The sequence below is a fragment of the Pantoea sp. GW821-FHT03E06 genome, from assembly GCF_059420725.1.
Genome location: NZ_JBWKUG010000001.1, coordinates 2,132,888 through 2,149,745, shown reverse-complemented (window position 1 = coordinate 2,149,745; position 16,858 = coordinate 2,132,888). Strand labels below are relative to the sequence as shown.

At 54.2% G+C, this 16,858-nt stretch carries 12 protein-coding genes; 5 read left to right on the top strand and 7 right to left on the bottom strand.

Translation table 11 applies throughout. The features are described 5' to 3' along the window. Window positions 1-314: 314 nt before the first annotated feature. The 3 genes from araD (at window position 315) to AC07WB_RS09970 (ending at window position 3,240) form a co-directional block, all read left to right on the top strand. Window positions 315-1,013 (top strand): L-ribulose-5-phosphate 4-epimerase, encoded by a 699-nt coding sequence (gene araD / locus AC07WB_RS09980; RefSeq protein ID WP_345829614.1) that lies wholly within the window; start codon window positions 315-317, stop codon window positions 1,011-1,013. 231 nt (window positions 1,014-1,244) lie between these two features. Further along, window positions 1,245-2,228 carry a 2-keto-3-deoxygluconate transporter gene (gene kdgT / locus AC07WB_RS09975; RefSeq protein WP_097097220.1) on the top strand — a complete coding sequence of 328 codons (984 nt, stop codon included), beginning with the start codon at window positions 1,245-1,247 and terminating at the stop codon, window positions 2,226-2,228. 145 nt (window positions 2,229-2,373) lie between these two features. Beyond that, window positions 2,374-3,240: a crotonase/enoyl-CoA hydratase family protein gene (locus AC07WB_RS09970; protein ID WP_494940441.1), complete on the top strand. Its 867-nt coding sequence runs from the start codon at window positions 2,374-2,376 to the stop codon at window positions 3,238-3,240. Window positions 3,241-3,255: 15 nt separating this feature from the next. Here AC07WB_RS09970 and pdeR read toward each other — a convergent pair whose 3' ends face one another. The 5 genes from pdeR to AC07WB_RS09945 form a co-directional block, all read right to left on the bottom strand. Then, window positions 3,256-5,241: a cyclic di-GMP phosphodiesterase gene (pdeR, locus tag AC07WB_RS09965; RefSeq protein WP_097097222.1), complete on the bottom strand. Its 1,986-nt coding sequence runs from the start codon at window positions 5,239-5,241 to the stop codon at window positions 3,256-3,258. Window positions 5,242-5,396: 155 nt separating this feature from the next. Next, window positions 5,397-5,693 (bottom strand): YbdD/YjiX family protein, encoded by a 297-nt coding sequence (locus AC07WB_RS09960; protein WP_400455964.1) that lies wholly within the window; start codon window positions 5,691-5,693, stop codon window positions 5,397-5,399. Further along, window positions 5,686-7,752 carry a carbon starvation CstA family protein gene (locus AC07WB_RS09955; protein ID WP_345829616.1) on the bottom strand — a complete coding sequence of 689 codons (2,067 nt, stop codon included), beginning with the start codon at window positions 7,750-7,752 and terminating at the stop codon, window positions 5,686-5,688. The genes AC07WB_RS09960 and AC07WB_RS09955 overlap by 8 nt, the downstream gene beginning before the upstream one ends. 184 nt (window positions 7,753-7,936) lie before the next feature. Beyond that, entirely contained in the window at window positions 7,937-9,871 is a 1,935-nt protein-coding gene (locus tag AC07WB_RS09950; RefSeq protein ID WP_494940440.1) for an exoribonuclease II, read from the bottom strand. Window positions 9,872-9,995: 124 nt separating this feature from the next. Further along, window positions 9,996-12,302: an FdhF/YdeP family oxidoreductase gene (locus tag AC07WB_RS09945; RefSeq protein WP_494940439.1), complete on the bottom strand. Its 2,307-nt coding sequence runs from the start codon at window positions 12,300-12,302 to the stop codon at window positions 9,996-9,998. Window positions 12,303-12,546: 244 nt separating this feature from the next. Here AC07WB_RS09945 and AC07WB_RS09940 point away from each other — a divergent pair, with 244 nt between their 5' ends. Further along, the gene (locus AC07WB_RS09940) at window positions 12,547-14,136 is read left to right on the top strand and encodes a PTS transporter subunit EIIC (protein ID WP_097097227.1); all 1,590 of its coding nucleotides are present in this window, start codon (window positions 12,547-12,549) and stop codon (window positions 14,134-14,136) included. 61 nt (window positions 14,137-14,197) lie between these two features. On the opposite strand, the gene AC07WB_RS09935 is transcribed toward AC07WB_RS09940, so the two are convergent. Further along, window positions 14,198-14,383, bottom strand: a complete 186-nt coding sequence (locus tag AC07WB_RS09935; RefSeq protein ID WP_097097228.1) for a con-10 family general stress protein — start codon at window positions 14,381-14,383, stop codon at window positions 14,198-14,200. 300 nt (window positions 14,384-14,683) lie between these two features. Between AC07WB_RS09935 and AC07WB_RS09930 the strand changes: the two genes are divergently transcribed. Then, on the top strand, window positions 14,684-15,580 hold the full coding sequence (locus tag AC07WB_RS09930) for a LysR substrate-binding domain-containing protein (protein ID WP_097097229.1): 897 nt from the start codon (window positions 14,684-14,686) through the stop codon (window positions 15,578-15,580). Here the strand turns inward: AC07WB_RS09930 and AC07WB_RS09925 are convergent. Further along, on the bottom strand, window positions 15,577-16,698 hold the full coding sequence (locus tag AC07WB_RS09925) for a CMD domain-containing protein (protein ID WP_494940438.1): 1,122 nt from the start codon (window positions 16,696-16,698) through the stop codon (window positions 15,577-15,579). The genes AC07WB_RS09930 and AC07WB_RS09925 overlap by 4 nt on opposite strands. Window positions 16,699-16,858: the final 160 nt, after the last annotated feature.

Below are 16,858 nucleotides of genomic sequence, written 5' to 3'. Positions count from 1 at the left end.
AGAGGTAACACTGTAAGTATAGATGTTGTCCTCCAAAATTCTCCTTCGTCACATCCTATGCCGTCGATAATCACCGTAAAATGCGTTGCCCTATTCATCCTGCAACAGCATTCAAACTGGGAGAGATCAGGTCCGCATCAATGCTTAGATAAGTCTAAACTTTGCGCATTGTTTCCGAAGATAGAAAAGTCTTAATTTACACCGCATTTTTGGTGCCTCAGCCACTTTTCGCTGCTTTTATAGCGATTCCTTCCATAACGGTTTCCTGGCCTGCTCCTCACAATTGAGGTATCACAGTTCTCAGGAGAAAAATCATGCTGGAAGCGTTAAAGCAGCAGGTACTGGAAGCGAATCTCGATTTACCACGCTATAACCTGGTGACCTTTACCTGGGGCAATGTCAGTGCCGTGGATCGCGAACGCGGTCTACTTGTAATCAAGCCTTCTGGCGTGAAATACGAGGATATGCGGCGCGACGATATGGTGGTGGTGGAATTAGCCAGCGGCAATATCATAGAAGGCAAAATGCGCCCGTCATCTGACACGGCGACGCATCGCGCACTCTATCTGGCGTGGCCGGACGTTGGCGGTATTGTTCACACGCACTCGCGCCACGCGACTATCTGGGCTCAGGCTGGACGTGAGATCATTGCATTGGGTACCACGCATGCGGATGATTTCTACGGCACTATCCCTTGCACGCGTCAGATGAAGCGTGAAGAAATAGAGCGAGATTATGAGTGGAATACCGGGCAGGTGATTATTGAAACCTTCGCACAACGAGGGATTCATCCCAATGCCGTTCCGGCTGCGTTGGTTAATTCACACGGTCCTTTTGCCTGGGGTAAAGATGCGCACGCTGCGGTGCATAGCGCCGTGGTGTTGGAGGAAGTTGCCTATATGGCGTTGCACACTGCCAGGCTTCAGGCTGAGTTAACGCCCATTTCTCAAACATTGCTCGATCTACACTACCTGCGCAAACATGGTCAAAACGCATGGTATGGACAGAATTAAGGGTATGCAAAATGAGACAGGCGCCTGAGGGCGCCTTTCTTTTTCCCGCCATTTCAACTGGTATGGCGATGCACATCATAAATTCAAAATGATCAACCAATAAAAATAAAACACTGTTTCATAAATAAAGGTGCGATCACTTTTTTCCTTGTCACCCGCCGTTATCTTGCTCCCCATGCCTTCCGGCAATTGAAACGCACCTCCCTTTGGCTCAGTTAAGGTGACAGACCTATGCATATTAAACGGGCAATCGATAAAATTCCTGGCGGTATGATGTTGATTCCGCTGTTTTTAGGCGCGCTATGCCATACTTTTTCCCCCGGCGCGGGTAAATATTTCGGTTCTTTTACTAATGGCTTGATGAGCGGTACGGTACCGATCCTGGCGGTGTGGTTCTTCTGCATGGGGGCGTCAATCAAACTGAGCGCCACGGGCACGGTGTTGCGTAAATCCGGTACGCTAGTCCTCACTAAAATTGCCGTCGCCTGGGTTGTCGCGGCGATTGCCTCACGCGTGATGCCGGAAAATGGTATTGAAGTGGGGATGTTTGCTGGTCTTTCTACGCTAGCCCTGGTAGCCGCCATGGATATGACCAACGGCGGCTTATATGCCTCAATCATGCAGCAATATGGATCGAAAGAGGAGGCGGGAGCCTTTGTGTTGATGTCACTGGAATCGGGACCGCTGATGACCATGGTGATTCTCGGTACCGCAGGCATCGCTTCATTTGAACCCCACGTTTTTGTTGGCGCAGTACTGCCGTTTATTGTCGGATTTGCGCTTGGCAATCTCGATCCGGAACTGCGTGATTTCTTTGGTAAAGCGGTTCACACCTTGATTCCCTTCTTCGCTTTCGCGCTGGGTAATACCATCGATTTGGCGGTGATTGCTCAAACGGGGATGTTGGGCATTTTGCTGGGTGTTGCGGTCATCATTATTACCGGCATTCCTCTGATTATTGCCGACCGCTTCATCGGTGGCGGCGACGGCACGGCGGGAATCGCGGCTTCCAGCACTGCCGGAGCCGCGGTCGCCACGCCGGTCCTGATTGCAGAAATGCTGCCGCAGTTTAAACCGGTTGCTCCTGCTGCCACGGCATTAGTCGCCACGTCGGTGATAGTGACGTCTGTAATCGTGCCTATCATCACCGCTGTGTATTCAAGACGCGTTAAGCGTTCTCATGTTGCCGTAGGGCAACGCGCTGCCATCAAGTAAGCCCGCTAATGCTTCCCCGGCCGATGGTCGGGGATATCTCTGGATTTTGCTTTATAAATCAATCTCTCATTTGGTCTGGCCTCACTCTGGATTACGCTGATGTGGCGTTTAACGCACCACATAAACATAAACAGAGGATGAGACAATGACAGTAATTAACCAACCCACATGCAGACTGTTCACCGAAGTTGGACAAACCACACAGCTCGCGGCCTACTATGAAGAGGGCCGCCACACCATGTGGATGATGCTGCGTGCGCAACCACGCCCGAGTTTTAACCACGAATTAATCGAGGAGATCATGAACCTGAGCTATTCCGCCCAGCGTTCCGGTCTGCCAATTGATTTTTGGGTCACGGGTTCGTTAGTACCGCAGATGTTCAACGCCGGCGGCGATCTGCGTTTCTTCGTAGACTGCATTCGCAATAATCGTCGTGAAGCGCTGCGCGCTTATGCACGTGCCTGTGTCGACTGCATCCATTCCGCAGCGCGGGGGTTTGATACCGGAGCGGTGACCCTGGCAATGATTGAAGGCAGTGCGCTCGGTGGCGGTTTTGAAGCGGCGCTGGCACACCACTTCATTCTGGCGCAGAACAGTGCGCGCATGGGGTTCCCCGAGATCGCCTTCAACCTGTTCCCCGGCATGGGCGGTTACTCCCTGGTGGCGCGTCGGTCTGGCATGAAGCTGGCCGAAGAGCTGATTATGGAAGGGGAGTCACACAGCGCGGAGTGGTATGAGACGCGTGGCCTGGTCGATAAAGTGTTCCAGCCGGGCGATGGTTATCGCACTACGCGGACCTTTATCGACACGCTTCGTCCAAAGTTGAATGGCGTACGTGCCATGCTCAAAGCACGTCAACGTGTGCTGCAGCTGTCACGGGCAGAACTGATGGATATAACGGAGGATTGGGTAGATTATGCCTTCACGCTGGAACCGAAAGACATTGCCTATATGGAACGTCTGGTACAACTGCAGAACCGGCATAGCGCTTCCATGCGCAAAGCCGGTTAATCTCGCTAACCGGCATTAGACGCGGGCAGGATGCTTAGCCAGCCAATGCCCGAGCTCTTCTGCGGGCATTGGTTTTGCATAATAATAACCTTGCCGCCCATCGACACCGTTGGCCATCACAAACTTCTCTTCAGCTTCGGTTTCAATGCCCTCAGCAATCACCTGCAGCTTAAGGGCTTTAGCAACGGCAACAATCGCACGGACCAGCGATTGTGCAACAGGTTGCATATTGATATTACGCACAAAACTCTGATCCAGCTTAATGGCATCAATAGGGATACGCGCCAGCTGGGAAAGAGAAGAGTAGCCGGTACCAAAATCGTCAAGATGAATCTCTGCGCCAAGTTCCTGAAACTGCTTCATCAACATCAGGGCGCCCGCTTCATTCTCAATTAAACAGCTTTCCGTCAGTTCGATATCAATAGGACAATCCGTCAGGCCCGCTTCACTTAAGGCATGTTTTAGATCGGTATAAACACTTTGATCGATCAGCTGCTTAGCTGAAACATTCACGGCGACACGCAGGTAGATGCCTTCACTACGCCACTTAATGATTTGCTGCAGGACATTGAGCATGACCCAGCGACCCAGCGGCACAATCAATCCTGACTCCTCCGCATAGGAAATGAAGTCGCCCGGCGGCACCAAACCGCGCTCGGGAGAATTCCAGCGTACCAGCGCCTCTGCACTAACCACGTCGCCTTTAGCATTGAGTTTCGGTTGGTAATGCACCACCAGATGATCCAGCTCCAGCGCTTTACGCAGGTTGGTATCCAGCCAAAGATACTCGAACACGCGCTGGTTCATCTCATTGGCAAACACGCAGAATTTACCGCGACCATTCTCTTTCGCGTGGTACATCGCCGTGTCGGCGTTACGAATCAGGCTTTCGCGGTCTTCGCCATGCAGCGGGGCGAGGGCGATGCCAATCGAGCAGCCGCTATAGACCTCAATCAGGCCAATGCGGAACGGTTGGCGCAGGCGCTCAAGAATGCGCGACGCCATCGCTTCTAGCGCGGCCTGGCTGGTGTGTTCCGCCAGCACCACGAATTCATCGCCACCAAGACGCGCCAGGGTTTGATCTTTACCCAGACAGCTGAGGATGGCTAACGATACCGCCTGCAGCAGCTGGTCGCCGAACATGTGGCCATAGGCGTCGTTAACCTTCTTAAAATTATCTAAATCAAGATAAACCACGCCGGTTTGACTGCCCTTTGCCAGCTCCAGTGCCAGGCTGATCTGCTGATGGATGGCGTTGCGATTAGGTAAACCGGTCACCGTATCGGTATTGGCCAGAACACGCAGCCGTTCCTGCGCTCGACGTTCTTCTGTGATGTCGGTTCCAGAACAGATGAGGAAAATTTCATTTTTCCCGCTACCGCTGTGTACGAACTTATTACGAAACAGAAACAGTCGCTGACCTTTGCGGGTTTTAATCCAGCGCTCAACTTCATATGAACTGCCTTCACGGAAGAAGCCGGTGATGTTGCGCCGTGATGCCTGGGCTTCCTGTTTAGTCATAAACAGCTGAAACACGTTGCGGCCAATCACTTCCTGCTCTTTCAGCCCGGTATACTCTTCGCTCAAGCGGTTAAATCGTTGAATATTACCGCGTTGATCGAGGATCACAATCACCGAGTTTGCTTCAGAAACCACCTGCTCGGCAAAAGATAAGCCCAGCGTCAAATCTCGCGCGACGGCGGAGGTATCGCCCCAAGCTGAGGAGGTTCCTGCCCAGGTTGATTGGTTAACTTTACGGCCGACGAAATGCATCGGCACCGGCTCGCCGTGCAGCGACAGCGTAAGGTTGATACTGGAGGTAATGACCGTCATCGCGCGAAGTAAACTGGCCTGCGCGGGTGTAAGCGGAACCGCCATATTGGTGTTAGCGTTCTCATCTTCGGCAAAATGCAAAGCATCACTATCTGAAGTTAAACGCCAATGAGGGCTGGTGGTGCCAAACAAGGTATATAGCAACGTTTGCCCTTGTTCATCGGTCATGGAAACTTCCTCCGGGGGAATGCTCAGCGGGCGGTATCTCATTATTTTAGCAACAGTATTCAACCTCCTGCGTCAGCACAAGGTGCAAATTAAATATATTTTTGTTTTTACTAAAGAATGGCACGAAAAAGCCCCGATAAACGGGGCTGAAGTCTTTAGCAAGGGCACTTACCCAGCTTGCCTGGCTGGCTGGGAAAGCGCGCATCGAGGCAGTGACGGTGAAAAGCGCGCTCATCCATTGGAGCGAGCGTTGGATGATGTTCGCGCATATGCTTCAGATAAGTTTCATAGTCATGAACGCCGACCATTAAACGAAAACTTTGCTGCAAACCCCGCCAGAGTCGCTGCCAGCGCGTAAGATTTTGCCCACCCGCTGCAGGTGTGATTGGTAAGCAGTGCTGAATTTGCCACGCACCGGTGGGCTTTCTCCACTGAAAAATGGACTCAGACATTTCGCACCTCTTTGCGCAGGGAGATTTCGGATTCATGGGTAGTCGGCACTGTGCTGTTGAGTGCGCGACGGATCACGAAGAAGGCTGCCACTAGCATGGTGACCGCCACCAGCATGAAGAAGGCGCACAGGGCCGCGTTAATTTGATTGCTAAACACGATGGTTTGCATATCGGCAACGGTCTTGGCCGGAGCGATAACGATGCCGTCATCGATACCTTTGCTGAATTTGTTCGCCTGCGCGAGGAAACCAATGGAGGGCTTCTCGTGGAAGATCTTCTGCCATCCGGCCGTCATTGAGGTGATGAACAGCCAGGCGGTAGGTAAAATAGTGACCCACGCATAGCGCTGCTTCTTCATCTTGAACAAGACAACGGTGCCGAGAATCAGCGCCATCGACGCCAGCATCTGGTTACCGATGCCAAACAGTGGCCACAGCGTGTTAATCCCGCCAAGTGGATCGACCACGCCCTGATAAACGAAGAAGCCCCATCCTGCTACCGCCACGGTGGTGCCGGCCATATTACCCAGCCATGAACGGTTATTGGCCATCGACGGTACCACGGTGCCCACCAGGTCCTGCACCATAAAGCGACAGGCGCGGGTACCGGCATCAACCGCAGTAAGAATAAACAGTGCCTCAAAGAGAATCGCAAAGTGATACCAGAACGCCATCATGGCCCGGCTGTTAAACACCTCGGTAATAATATGCGCCATACCTACGGCAAAGGTCGGCGCACCACCGGCACGTGACAGAATCGTGCTTTCGCCGACGTCGCGGGCAATGCCGCTCAACATTTCCGGCGTCACGACAAAGCCCCAGCCGTTGATGGCCTGCGAGGCACTTTCCACCGTAGTCCCAATCAGTGCGGCAGGAGAGTTCATGGCAAAGTAAACGCCCGGGTCGAGCACCGAAGCGCAAATCAGCGCCATAATCGCCACGAACGATTCCATCAACATCGCGCCATAGCCGATAAAGCGAATATGACTTTCGCGCTCCACCAGCTTCGGTGTGGTTCCGCTCGAGACCAATGCGTGGAAGCCGGAAATCGCACCACAGGCAATAGTAATAAACAGGAACGGGAACAGCGCGCCGGAGAATACCGGGCCGCTGCCATCGATAAATTTGGTGACGGCGGGCATCTTCATTTCCGGCATAGCAAACAGAATGCCAATCGCCAGACCAATGATGACGCCGATTTTCAGGAAAGTTGAGAGATAATCGCGTGGTGCCAGCAGCAGCCACACCGGCAGCGAAGAGGCAATAAAACCGTAGATCACCAGCACCCACGTCAACTCAGTGCCTTTGAGCGTAAAGAGCGGCCCCCAATAAGGATCGGCTGCCACGTTGCCGCCGTAGATGATCGCCGCCATCATCAGTACGAAGCCAATAATCGACACCTCGGCAATTTTTCCCGGCCGCAGGAAGCGCATATACACGCCCATAAACAGCGCAATCGGAATAGTGGCAGCGATGGTAAACAAGCCCCACGGACTGTTTGCTAACGCTTTTACCACCACCAGCGCCAGCGCTGAGAGGATGATAATCATCACGCCCAACGCACCGAGCATGGTAACCACGCCCGCGAACGAACCGAGCTCCTGACGTGCCATCTCACCGAGCGAACGGCCATCACGACGCGTAGAGATGAACAGAATCAGAAAGTCCTGCACCGCACCGGCAAACATTACGCCAACCAGAATCCAGATGGTGCCGGGCAGAAAACCCATTTGCGCCGCGAGAATTGGGCCAACCAGCGGACCTGCACCAGCAATCGCCGCAAAGTGGTGGCCGAACAGCACCCATTTATTAGTGGGGACGTAATCGAGGCCGTCACTTAAGCGTTCCGCGGGTGTGCGACGACGATCGTCCAGTTCAAAGATGCGTTTAGAGATAAACAGGCTGTAAAAGCGGTAGGCAATGCTGTAGCAGGCGACCGAGGCAATCACTAGCCAGACGGCGTTGACGTGTTCGCCGCGACTGAGCGCCAGCATGGCAAATGCGCCTGCGCCAATTAACGCCACCGCTAACCAGATGACTCCGGTTTTGACGTTGTTCATGAGTTAACTCCTTGTAGAGACCGGGAAAAGAGGCGATCGAATACAACAAGTTAAAAGTAATGTAATGAATTGTTAACGACAGGGGTTAGCAGCAGAAGTGTGAAGCAGAATGCAAATTTAACCTTTGCGAAGGTGATTGCAATGAAATGCGGGATAACGGCTGTTATCCCGCGAGTTTTCATGCTCAGGCGGCTGGACGGGCAACCACGCTGCGGGTTTCCATGCGCACTTCCGCAATGGTCACATCAATGATGTCGGTGACGCGGTAAGCGACTTCACCTTTAATCTGCACGGTGCCGCTCTCCTGAGAGCACACCAGCTCATCACGCACCGCGTGGATGAACGGAGCAGGAATAAAGGCGACCGCGCCATTTTCCTGCAGGCGGACGCGCATACCGCCACGTGACACGTCGATGATCTCGGCGCTGAACTTGCGATCGGTACCAGCAAACGGCGCCAGGAAGCGCGCATAGAGCCAATCACCGACATCGCGTTCAGCCATACGGTTCAGGCGACGACGCTCGCTCATGATCGTCGTCAGCTCATCCTGCGGACGGGCGATGCTGTCGCCACGCACAATCGCTTTCAGCAGACGATGGTTGATCATGTCGCCAAACTTACGAATCGGTGACGTCCAGGTGGCATAGGCTTCAAGACCGAGACCAAAGTGCGGGCCTGGCTCGGTGCTCACTTCCGCAAAAGACTGGAAGCGACGGATGCGGCTGTCGAGATACTGCGTAGGCTGCGCATCAAGTTCACGACGTAGCTGGCGGAAGCCTTCCAGCGTGGTAATCGCCTGCGGATCAACGGTGATGCCGTGACCTGCCAGCACGCCTGCGGCCTGCTCTGCATTGGCGAGGTCGAAACCGGTATGCAGGTTGTAGATACCAAAGCCCAGCTTCTCCTGCAGCACTTTTGCGGCACAGACGTTAGCGAGGATCATGGATTCTTCAACGATGCGGTTAGCGATGCGACGCGGCTCGGAAATGATATCCAACACTTCGCCTTTCTCGCCCAACACAAAGCGGTAGTCCGGACGATCTTTGAACACCAGCGCATGGGTTTGACGCCACTCGCTGCGCGCCAGGCACAGCTGATGCAGCAGGCGAATTTGCTGAGCAATCGCCTCGCTTTCGGGCTGCCAGCTGCCGCTGTTTTCCAGCCAATCGGAGACGTTGTCATAAACCAGTTTGGCTTTGGACTCGATCCACGCGGCAAAGAAGTGCACATCGTCAGCCAGGCTGCCATCTTTCAACACGGTTACGCGGCACGCCAGCGCCGGGCGACGTTCGTTCGGACGCAGTGAACACACGTTGTCAGACAGCTCGCGCGGTAACATCGGAATGTTGAAGCCCGGCAGATAGTTAGTAAAGGCGCGTTTAGCGGCCAGCTTATCCAGCTCGCTGCCTTCCGCGACATAAGCGGTAGGGTCGGCGATAGCGATAGTCAGTGACAGATTGCCGTCGGCATTCTCTTCCACATACAGCGCATCATCCATATCCTGGGTGCTGGCGCTGTCGATGGTGACAAAATGCAACGCGGTTAAATCTTCACGCTGGAGATTTTCGTCAAGCATCTCACCAAAGCCGACGTCAGGCGCCTGGCGTTCGAGGTTATGACGTGACAGCGTGACCCACCACGGGGCGAGATGATCGTCCGCCGTGACAATGAATTCGGTCAGTTCAGCATAGAAGCCACGGTCGCCTTTCAGCGGGTGACGGCGCATTTCCGCTACTGCCCAATCCCCGTTCTGGAAGTCGTGGCTCACGCTACGCTCGGCGCGACACGGAATCGCGTCTTTCAGCAGCGGATGGTCCGGCACAATCGACAGGCGATCGTCCTTCCTTTGTACGCGGCCGACAAAGCGGGTCAGGAACGGCTCAACCAGGGTTTCCGGCTCGGCACTCTCGCGGTCTTTATCGGTGTGGATCACGGCCTGAATGCGGTCGCCGTGCATCACTTTCTTCATCTGCGGTGGCGGAATGAAGTAGCTTTTTTGAGCATCAACTTCAAGGAAGCCAAAGCCTTTTTCCGTACCTTTAACAATACCTTCAACACGCGGAGTCTGCGCATGAAGCTTCTCTTTAAGCTGCGCGAGCAGCGGATTATCCTGGAACATAATTTATATAGTTTCGTGGCCTAAGAGCGGCTGACAGTTTTACGCGAATCGCGTGCGCGCGGCAAGGTCAAAACAGGCTAAAAAGCCGCTTTACGCGGCTTTTTACCTTCTGATAACGCTTTGGTTAGGCGATGCGTTGTGAGGGCAAGGCGGCAGTTAATGCCAGCTTGACCGGCACCGATTTTGAGGTCGGCGTACCGCTACCGTCGCCAAAGCTGGAGAGCGGTACCAGCGGGTTGGTTTCCGGATAATAGGCGGCGAGATTGCCGCGCGGAATATTGTACGGCACCAGCTTGAAACCACTAACACGCCGCGTTAATCCGTCATTCCACAGCGTCTCAATATCCACCAGCTGGCCCTCGCTGAAACCTAACGACGCCATATCATCTGGATGGATAAAGACCACTTCGCGCTGGCCATACACGCCGCGATAACGGTCATCGAGGCCATAAATGGTGGTGTTGTACTGATCGTGTGAACGTAGAGTTTGCAGCGTAAACGGCACGGCCACATCGCCCAACTGCGGGAACAGGGAAGTCGGCAGGACGGCGGCGCTGAATTCTGCCCGCTTACTCGGTGTGTTGAAGCGCAGTTCTGCGGCGGCATTGCCGAGATAGAAACCGCCGGGGATGTCGCACTTGTTATTAAAATCGTCAAAGCCCGGAATGGTCGCAGCGATGTGATCGCGAATCAGATCGTAATTACCCGCCATTGCCAGCCAGTCGATTTTCTCGCTGCCTAAAGTGGCATGCGCAATACCCGCAACGATCGCGGTTTCGGAACGCTGCGTCTCCGCCAGCGGAATCCCCACGCCTTCTGAGGCATGTACCATGCTGAAAGAATCTTCAACGGTGATGTACTGATTACCGCTGGCCTGACGATCGCGTTCGGTGCGGCCCAGGGTTGGCAGAATCAGTCCTTCATGGCCCGGCACCAGATGGCTGCGGTTCAGTTTGGTACTGATGTGCACGGTCAAACCGCAATGCTGCAACGCCTCTTCGGTGACGGGGGAGTCGGGTGCTGCCGCCGCGAGATTTCCGCCTAACGCAATCAGCACTTTCACTTCATCACGCAACATCGCATTCAGCGCTTCAACGGTGTTATGACCGTGCTCGCGCGGCGGTTCAAAACCAAAGTGGGTACCCAGTGCATCAAGGAACGGCTTGCTCGGCTTTTCATCGATACCCATGGTGCGGTTGCCCTGCACATTACTGTGGCCGCGTACCGGACACAGGCCCGCGCCTTTTTTGCCCAACTGGCCAAACAGCAATTGCAGGTTGGTGATTTCGCGTACGGTGTCCACTGAATGTTTATGCTGGGTGATACCCATCGCCCAGGTCACGATGACGCGCTCAGCGCTTTGATAAATTGCCGCGGCTTCACGTATCTGCGCTTCGCTCAGACCGGATTGACGCACGATATCGTCCCAGCGGGTGTTATCTACGGCGGCTAGATATTCCTCAACGCCTTGGGTATTTGCGCTAATGAACGTATGGTCAAAAATGCCCGCTTCGCCAGCCGCCAAACGTTCACGCTGCATTTCCAGCAACGTTTTCACCATGCCGCGAATCGCCGCCATATCGCCACCGAGATGGGGCTGGTAATAGGCAGAACTAATCGTACCGGCCATCGATGTGACGATTTCCAGCGGCTTTTGCGGATCGGCAAAACGCTCCAGCCCGCGCTCGCGCAGGGTATTGAAGGTGACGATTTTCGCGCCATGATCGGCAGCGTGACGCAGGCTGTGCAGCATGCGCGGGTGGTTGGTGCCTGGATTCTGGCCGAAGACGAAAATTGCGTCCGCATGATCAAAATCGTCGAGACGAATGGTGCCTTTACCCACGCCGATGCTGCGTTTCAGGCCGGTGCCGCTGGCTTCGTGGCACATATTGGAGCAGTCGGGGAAGTTGTTGGTGCCCATCACACGGCCAAACAGTTGATAAAGCCATGACGCTTCATTGCTGGCACGACCCGATGTATACAACTCCATCTGGTTTGGATGATCCATCGCCTGCAGGTGCTGAGCAATCAGCGCAAAGGCGTCATCCCAGCTAATCGGTTCGTAATGGTCGGTGGCACTGTTGTAGCGCATAGGGTGGGTTAAGCGGCCCTGATATTCGAGAAAATAATCACTTTGCTGATAGAGGGTGCTCACGCTGTGCTGGGCAAAAAAATTTGGAGCAACGACGCGTCGCGTCGCTTCCCAGGTCACGGCTTTTGCGCCGTTTTCACAGAAACTAAAGGTACTTTTGTTGTCATCGCCCCATGCACAACCCGGGCAGTCAAAACCGCGCGCTTTGTTCATGCGCATTAAGTTACGCATGTTTTTCAGCGCTGCTTTGCTATCAAGGACAAAACGGGTAGTCGCTTCCAATGAACCCCAGCCGCCCGCCGCGGCGCGATAAGGTTGAATCTTACGTTTAAATTTCATAGTTGCAGGCTTATTTGTTTATGAGTTGTTATCAGAATATGTCTTCTGTTAGCGGGAAGTGTGCGACTCTCCTTAAAAGTTGTCTAATTGATTGGTTTAATGGAGCGATAGGCGGCGTTTATCGCAAAAAGGTAGCAAAGCGTGACTTATATCAAATTTTTCCCGCTGGTCAGGTGCGTGAGTTACGTGCTGCAGGAATAACTGACTAATAATTGCTCTTTCAATGATGAGAAGGGCACGCAGCATGAAGAATCTGGCCAGCCAAATTCACGCTTTCGGTAAAGCTTTGATGATGCCGATCTCGGTGATCGCCGCCGCAGGGATCTTTCTTGGGTTAGCCGCCGCAATGCAAAATCCGGCAATTACCGGAGATGCTTTCGCCAATCTGCAGGTGCCACAACTGATCATTGGTTTTATTCGTAAAGTGGCGGGAGCGCTGTTTGCCAATCTGCCGCTGTTCTTTGCCGTGGCCAGCGCCATTGGACTGGCAAAAGCCGAGAAGCCCACCGCCGCATTCGCCGCAGTGATTGGTTATATCGCCATGAACGTCGGCATCAGCTCCACGCTGGCGTCGAAGGGCTTGACGGCGGCGACCACCACGCCAGAAGCATTGCAAAAGGCTGGCATGGACCAAACCGCCGCGATGATGACCTCCGCCGAATACATCGACATGCTCGGTATTTTTACTTACAACATGAGCGTGCTGGGCGGCGTGATCGCAGGTTTGATTACCGTGGTGTTGCACAACCGGTTTTATACGCAGCAGCTGCCCACGGCCATCAGCTTCTTCGGTGGACGTCGTTTTGTGCCGATCGTCACGGTGGTGGTGTTGCCGCTGGTGGGCGTGCTGCTGGCATTGATTTGGCCGACCATCGGCGAAGGCATCGCGTGGGTTGGCCTGATGATTGGTAAAAGTGGGCAATATGGTGCTTTTTTGCTTGGCACCAGCGAACGCCTGCTGATTCCCACCGGCTTGCACCATATTCTCAATGAAACCGTACGGTTTACGCCGATTGGTGGCATGGCAACGGTGGAGGGGCAAAGCGTTGTGGGCGCGCTGAATATCTTTAATACTTCGCTGACGCATCCCGGCGCGATCCCGGATGATACGGTGCGCGGTGCCACGCAATTCCTTGCACAAGGCAAAATCCCGGTAATGATGTTTGGTTTACCGGCCGCCGCACTCGCGATTTATCACACCGCACGGCCCGAGCATAAACAGCGCGTTAAAGCGCTGGTGCTGGCGGGTGCATTAACGTCCTTTACAACCGGTATCACCGAGCCGCTGGAGTTCTGTTTCATCTTCGTTTCGCCCGTGCTCTATATCCTGCATGCGGTGCTCACCGGCTTGTCCTTTATGCTGATGTCGATGCTGCACCTGATGATCGGTAACGTGCAGGGTGGCGCCATCGATTTGGTGGTATTTGGTATTCTCGGCGGCACGAAAACCCACTGGTGGTGGACGATTGTGCTGGGGGTGATGTATGTGCCGATTTACTATTACGCCTTCCGGTTTGTGATTACGCGCATGCGTGTGGAAACGCCGGGGCGCGAATCTGATGAGGAGCAAAAACCGGAGCAGGTGGCGGCTGATGAGCGCACCAAAGTGATCATTAGCGGGCTCGGCGGTGAAGCCAATATAGAAGATGTCGATTGTTGTTTTACCCGGCTGCGGGTACGGGTTAAAGAGATGAAGCAAGTGGTCGATCAAACCTTGCTCACGACCGGCGCCAATGGGGTTAATCGCGTCAGCGAACATGATGTGCAGGTGATTTACGGCCCGCAGGTTGAGAAGATTGCTAACGAGGTGAAAAGCGCGCTGGGCGTGGCGTAAAGCGTTGCTTGATAACAGCAACGCTGATGCCAATCCCTGGCAGACAACATCCTAAGGCGCCTTACTCAGACTTCGTTGGAGGACGACGGCTTATTTTGCCTCCTTTCCGACCCGCTTCGACGGCTCTTTCAGGATCGTTTCTGAAGTTACCACCGCTGGCCTGGCCTCCCGCCTTGCCAGCTTCTCTGGCACGTTCCGGATTGTTGGCAAAATTCCCTGCGCCGCCTCTGTAGCTCTGTTTGTTCATAGGAAGACCTCTTATCAATGTTCCATTAGATTTAAGGACTAGCTAGTCACGCTGACAATTTTAGACGCTGGTTGCAGTAAGGCCAGTGAGCGAGGTGTAAATAATTGAAGTTGGAGAAAGAATTCAATGGGTAAGGCATACCCGGGAATAAAATGAAGGGGTTACATTGACATCACTGGCGGGCTGGTTGAACATCCCCCGGTTTTTCCCGGCCCGTTTATTTGGCGCTCGCCTGCTGGGTAACACGGCATTTTTAGATAGCCGACGTCATCTTTCATCACTTATTGCTGGACAAACAAAATAGACATCAAACAGTTAATTTATCTGTGTAACCTGGAGCGCGAACGGCACTTTGGACGTGCGGCTGAGGCCAGCTTTGTTAGCCAGCCAACGCTTTCAATGCGGCTGAAAAACCTTGAGCGCGAGTTAGGGTTATCGCTGATCAATCGCAGCAACAATTTCGATGGTTTCACGCCGGAAGGCGAGCGCGTACTGACGTGGGCGCGGGAAATTGTCTCGGTCTATCAGGGTTTAAAGCTGGAAGTGGAATCGCTCAAGCATGGCGTGAATGGCACCTTGCGGCTGGGCGTGATGCCGCAGTGCAGCGTGGCGCTGCCGGCATTATTAAAGGCGGTTGAAATACGCTACCCGCAGCTTGATTATCGCGTTTCAGCGATGAGTGCCGATCAGCTTTTAGAGGCGCTCAACAGCCATACGGTAGATGGCGGGATTGGCTTCTTTGAGCTGACCTCCTTACGCGAGCTGCATTTTCAAACCGCTTTGTTAAAAGATCCCGGCGTGGAAGCACTTTTCAATCCTCACTATTTTCCGGCACTGCTTGAGCATGAAACGCTGTCGCTATCGATGCTCGCCAGCCATCCGCTATGTCTGGCCGAGCCAACGCGCTATTTTCGCCGTTATCTCGACGGCCAGCTGCGTGAAACTGGCCTCATTCCGCGCGTTATCGTTGAAAGCGCGTCAATTATGCAACTGTTGCAAAGTACGCAGGTGGGATTGGGCGTAATGGTGTCGCCATGCGGCCATCTGCTGCCGGAGCTGTTACAGAATCTGGCGCGTCGGCCAATTGAGATTGCCCCAATGGGGCGCCAGGCAGCGTTGGTGATTGCCGAGCCAGGCAGAGCTTCACCGCTGGCTCAGCACTTCTTTGATGAAGCGCGTCGGCATCTGCCCGACTAACGGGTTTCTCCTAACGCCATCAGCACGCGATCCTGCCAGTTAGCAAACGCCACGGCTTGTAACAGCGTAAAGATGCGCTCGGTGCCCCAGCCCGCATTGAGCAAAGGTTGCAGATGTGCCGCGCTAAAGCGATCGGGCTGGCGGGTTAACTGGGCGCCAATCGCTATCACCGGCGATGCAGTACCCGCGTTCTCCACATCCTGCAACAGCGCCGCGCGCCATTCGCCCGTCAGTTGCCCGAACTGGCGGCGACAACCCAGCACGCGTGCGCAGACCGCTTGTGCCAGCGCCTCTTCCGCAGCGAAATGTGTGCTCAGTCGCTGCTTCAGAGTGGCGAAACCGTATAGCGCTGGTGCATCGTGTACCAATAACCAGATCGCGTCATCTAACCCGTCAATTCCCTGACAGAAAGTCACCGCTGCCAGCTGTTCGGCGCTGGCATAGCGCAATTCCACCGGTTTTAGCGCAGGCTGCCAGCCAGCGCTGCTGGCAAACAACGCTGCGCTGGCATCGGGTGGTGGAGAAACGCCAGGGATCCAGCGTACCGGCAAGCCCATCATCGCGTGCAGCGAGGCCACGACGCGCGACTGATAGCTGACAAAACCGATAAGTTGGTTCAGCGTGACGATATCGGGCTCCGTCAATCCCACCGCATCCAGCGCGCTGATGCTGTTAGTGGTGATCAATTCAGGCTGCATCGCCAGCTGGCGAGCATATTGGGTAATTTGCGTCAGGCGATTGTTACTTTCACGTGAGGAATCCGGGCCCGGCAAAGGATTAAGCCGCGCAGAGTAGTGATTACACAGGCGCTGAACGCCGGCCACCTGCGCTACTGTCAGCGCGGTACTAAGACGATCGTACAGCGTTAAGGTGTGGGTCAAACTGGTCGCGAGCGTATCGGGAAACAGGATCTGGCTCAGGTCGCGTGCTGCCAGCAGTGTGGGCTGAAAACTCGTCAACAGCGGCTGGAGTGCGGTGGCTTCCTGTTGCAAACCGAGCAGAAAACGGTCTTCGATATAGGCGGCTTCGGGCACCAGCGGTGCGGTGGCGGTTGTATTCGGGCGAGTCTGGCTTTCATAAAACCAGTGGTCATGGCCGGGAGAACGGCGTTGTTCCATGGTCATTCCTTTCGCTAAAAACGGACTTGCTGCACGGCGTGCGAATCTGAAAAGCAGGCATGCAACAAAGGGCTAGCTTATCGTCGCTGAACGGCTGTCCACGGCAAAAGAATGATGGGGAATAATTAATAGCTTACGAGTATAAGGAGGGATGTTTTTG

What these genes read in the sequence shown, in the direction of transcription:
- pdeR (WP_097097222.1), bottom strand. Translation starts at nt 5,241, where the DNA reads ATGACCGATGAACAAGGGCAAACGTTGCTATATACCTTGTTTGGCACC.
- AC07WB_RS09925 (WP_494940438.1), bottom strand. Translation starts at nt 16,698, where the DNA reads ATGGAACAACGCCGTTCTCCCGGCCATGACCACTGGTTTTATGAAAGC.
- AC07WB_RS09935 (WP_097097228.1), bottom strand. Translation starts at nt 14,383, where the DNA reads ATGAACAAACAGAGCTACAGAGGCGGCGCAGGGAATTTTGCCAACAAT.
- kdgT (WP_097097220.1), top strand. Translation starts at nt 1,245, where the DNA reads ATGCATATTAAACGGGCAATCGATAAAATTCCTGGCGGTATGATGTTG.
- AC07WB_RS09940 (WP_097097227.1), top strand. Translation starts at nt 12,547, where the DNA reads ATGAAGAATCTGGCCAGCCAAATTCACGCTTTCGGTAAAGCTTTGATG.
- AC07WB_RS09950 (WP_494940440.1), bottom strand. Translation starts at nt 9,871, where the DNA reads ATGTTCCAGGATAATCCGCTGCTCGCGCAGCTTAAAGAGAAGCTTCAT.
- AC07WB_RS09970 (WP_494940441.1), top strand. Translation starts at nt 2,374, where the DNA reads ATGACAGTAATTAACCAACCCACATGCAGACTGTTCACCGAAGTTGGA.
- araD (WP_345829614.1), top strand. Translation starts at nt 315, where the DNA reads ATGCTGGAAGCGTTAAAGCAGCAGGTACTGGAAGCGAATCTCGATTTA.
- AC07WB_RS09960 (WP_400455964.1), bottom strand. Translation starts at nt 5,693, where the DNA reads ATGTCTGAGTCCATTTTTCAGTGGAGAAAGCCCACCGGTGCGTGGCAA.
- AC07WB_RS09945 (WP_494940439.1), bottom strand. Translation starts at nt 12,302, where the DNA reads ATGAAATTTAAACGTAAGATTCAACCTTATCGCGCCGCGGCGGGCGGC.
- AC07WB_RS09955 (WP_345829616.1), bottom strand. Translation starts at nt 7,752, where the DNA reads ATGAACAACGTCAAAACCGGAGTCATCTGGTTAGCGGTGGCGTTAATT.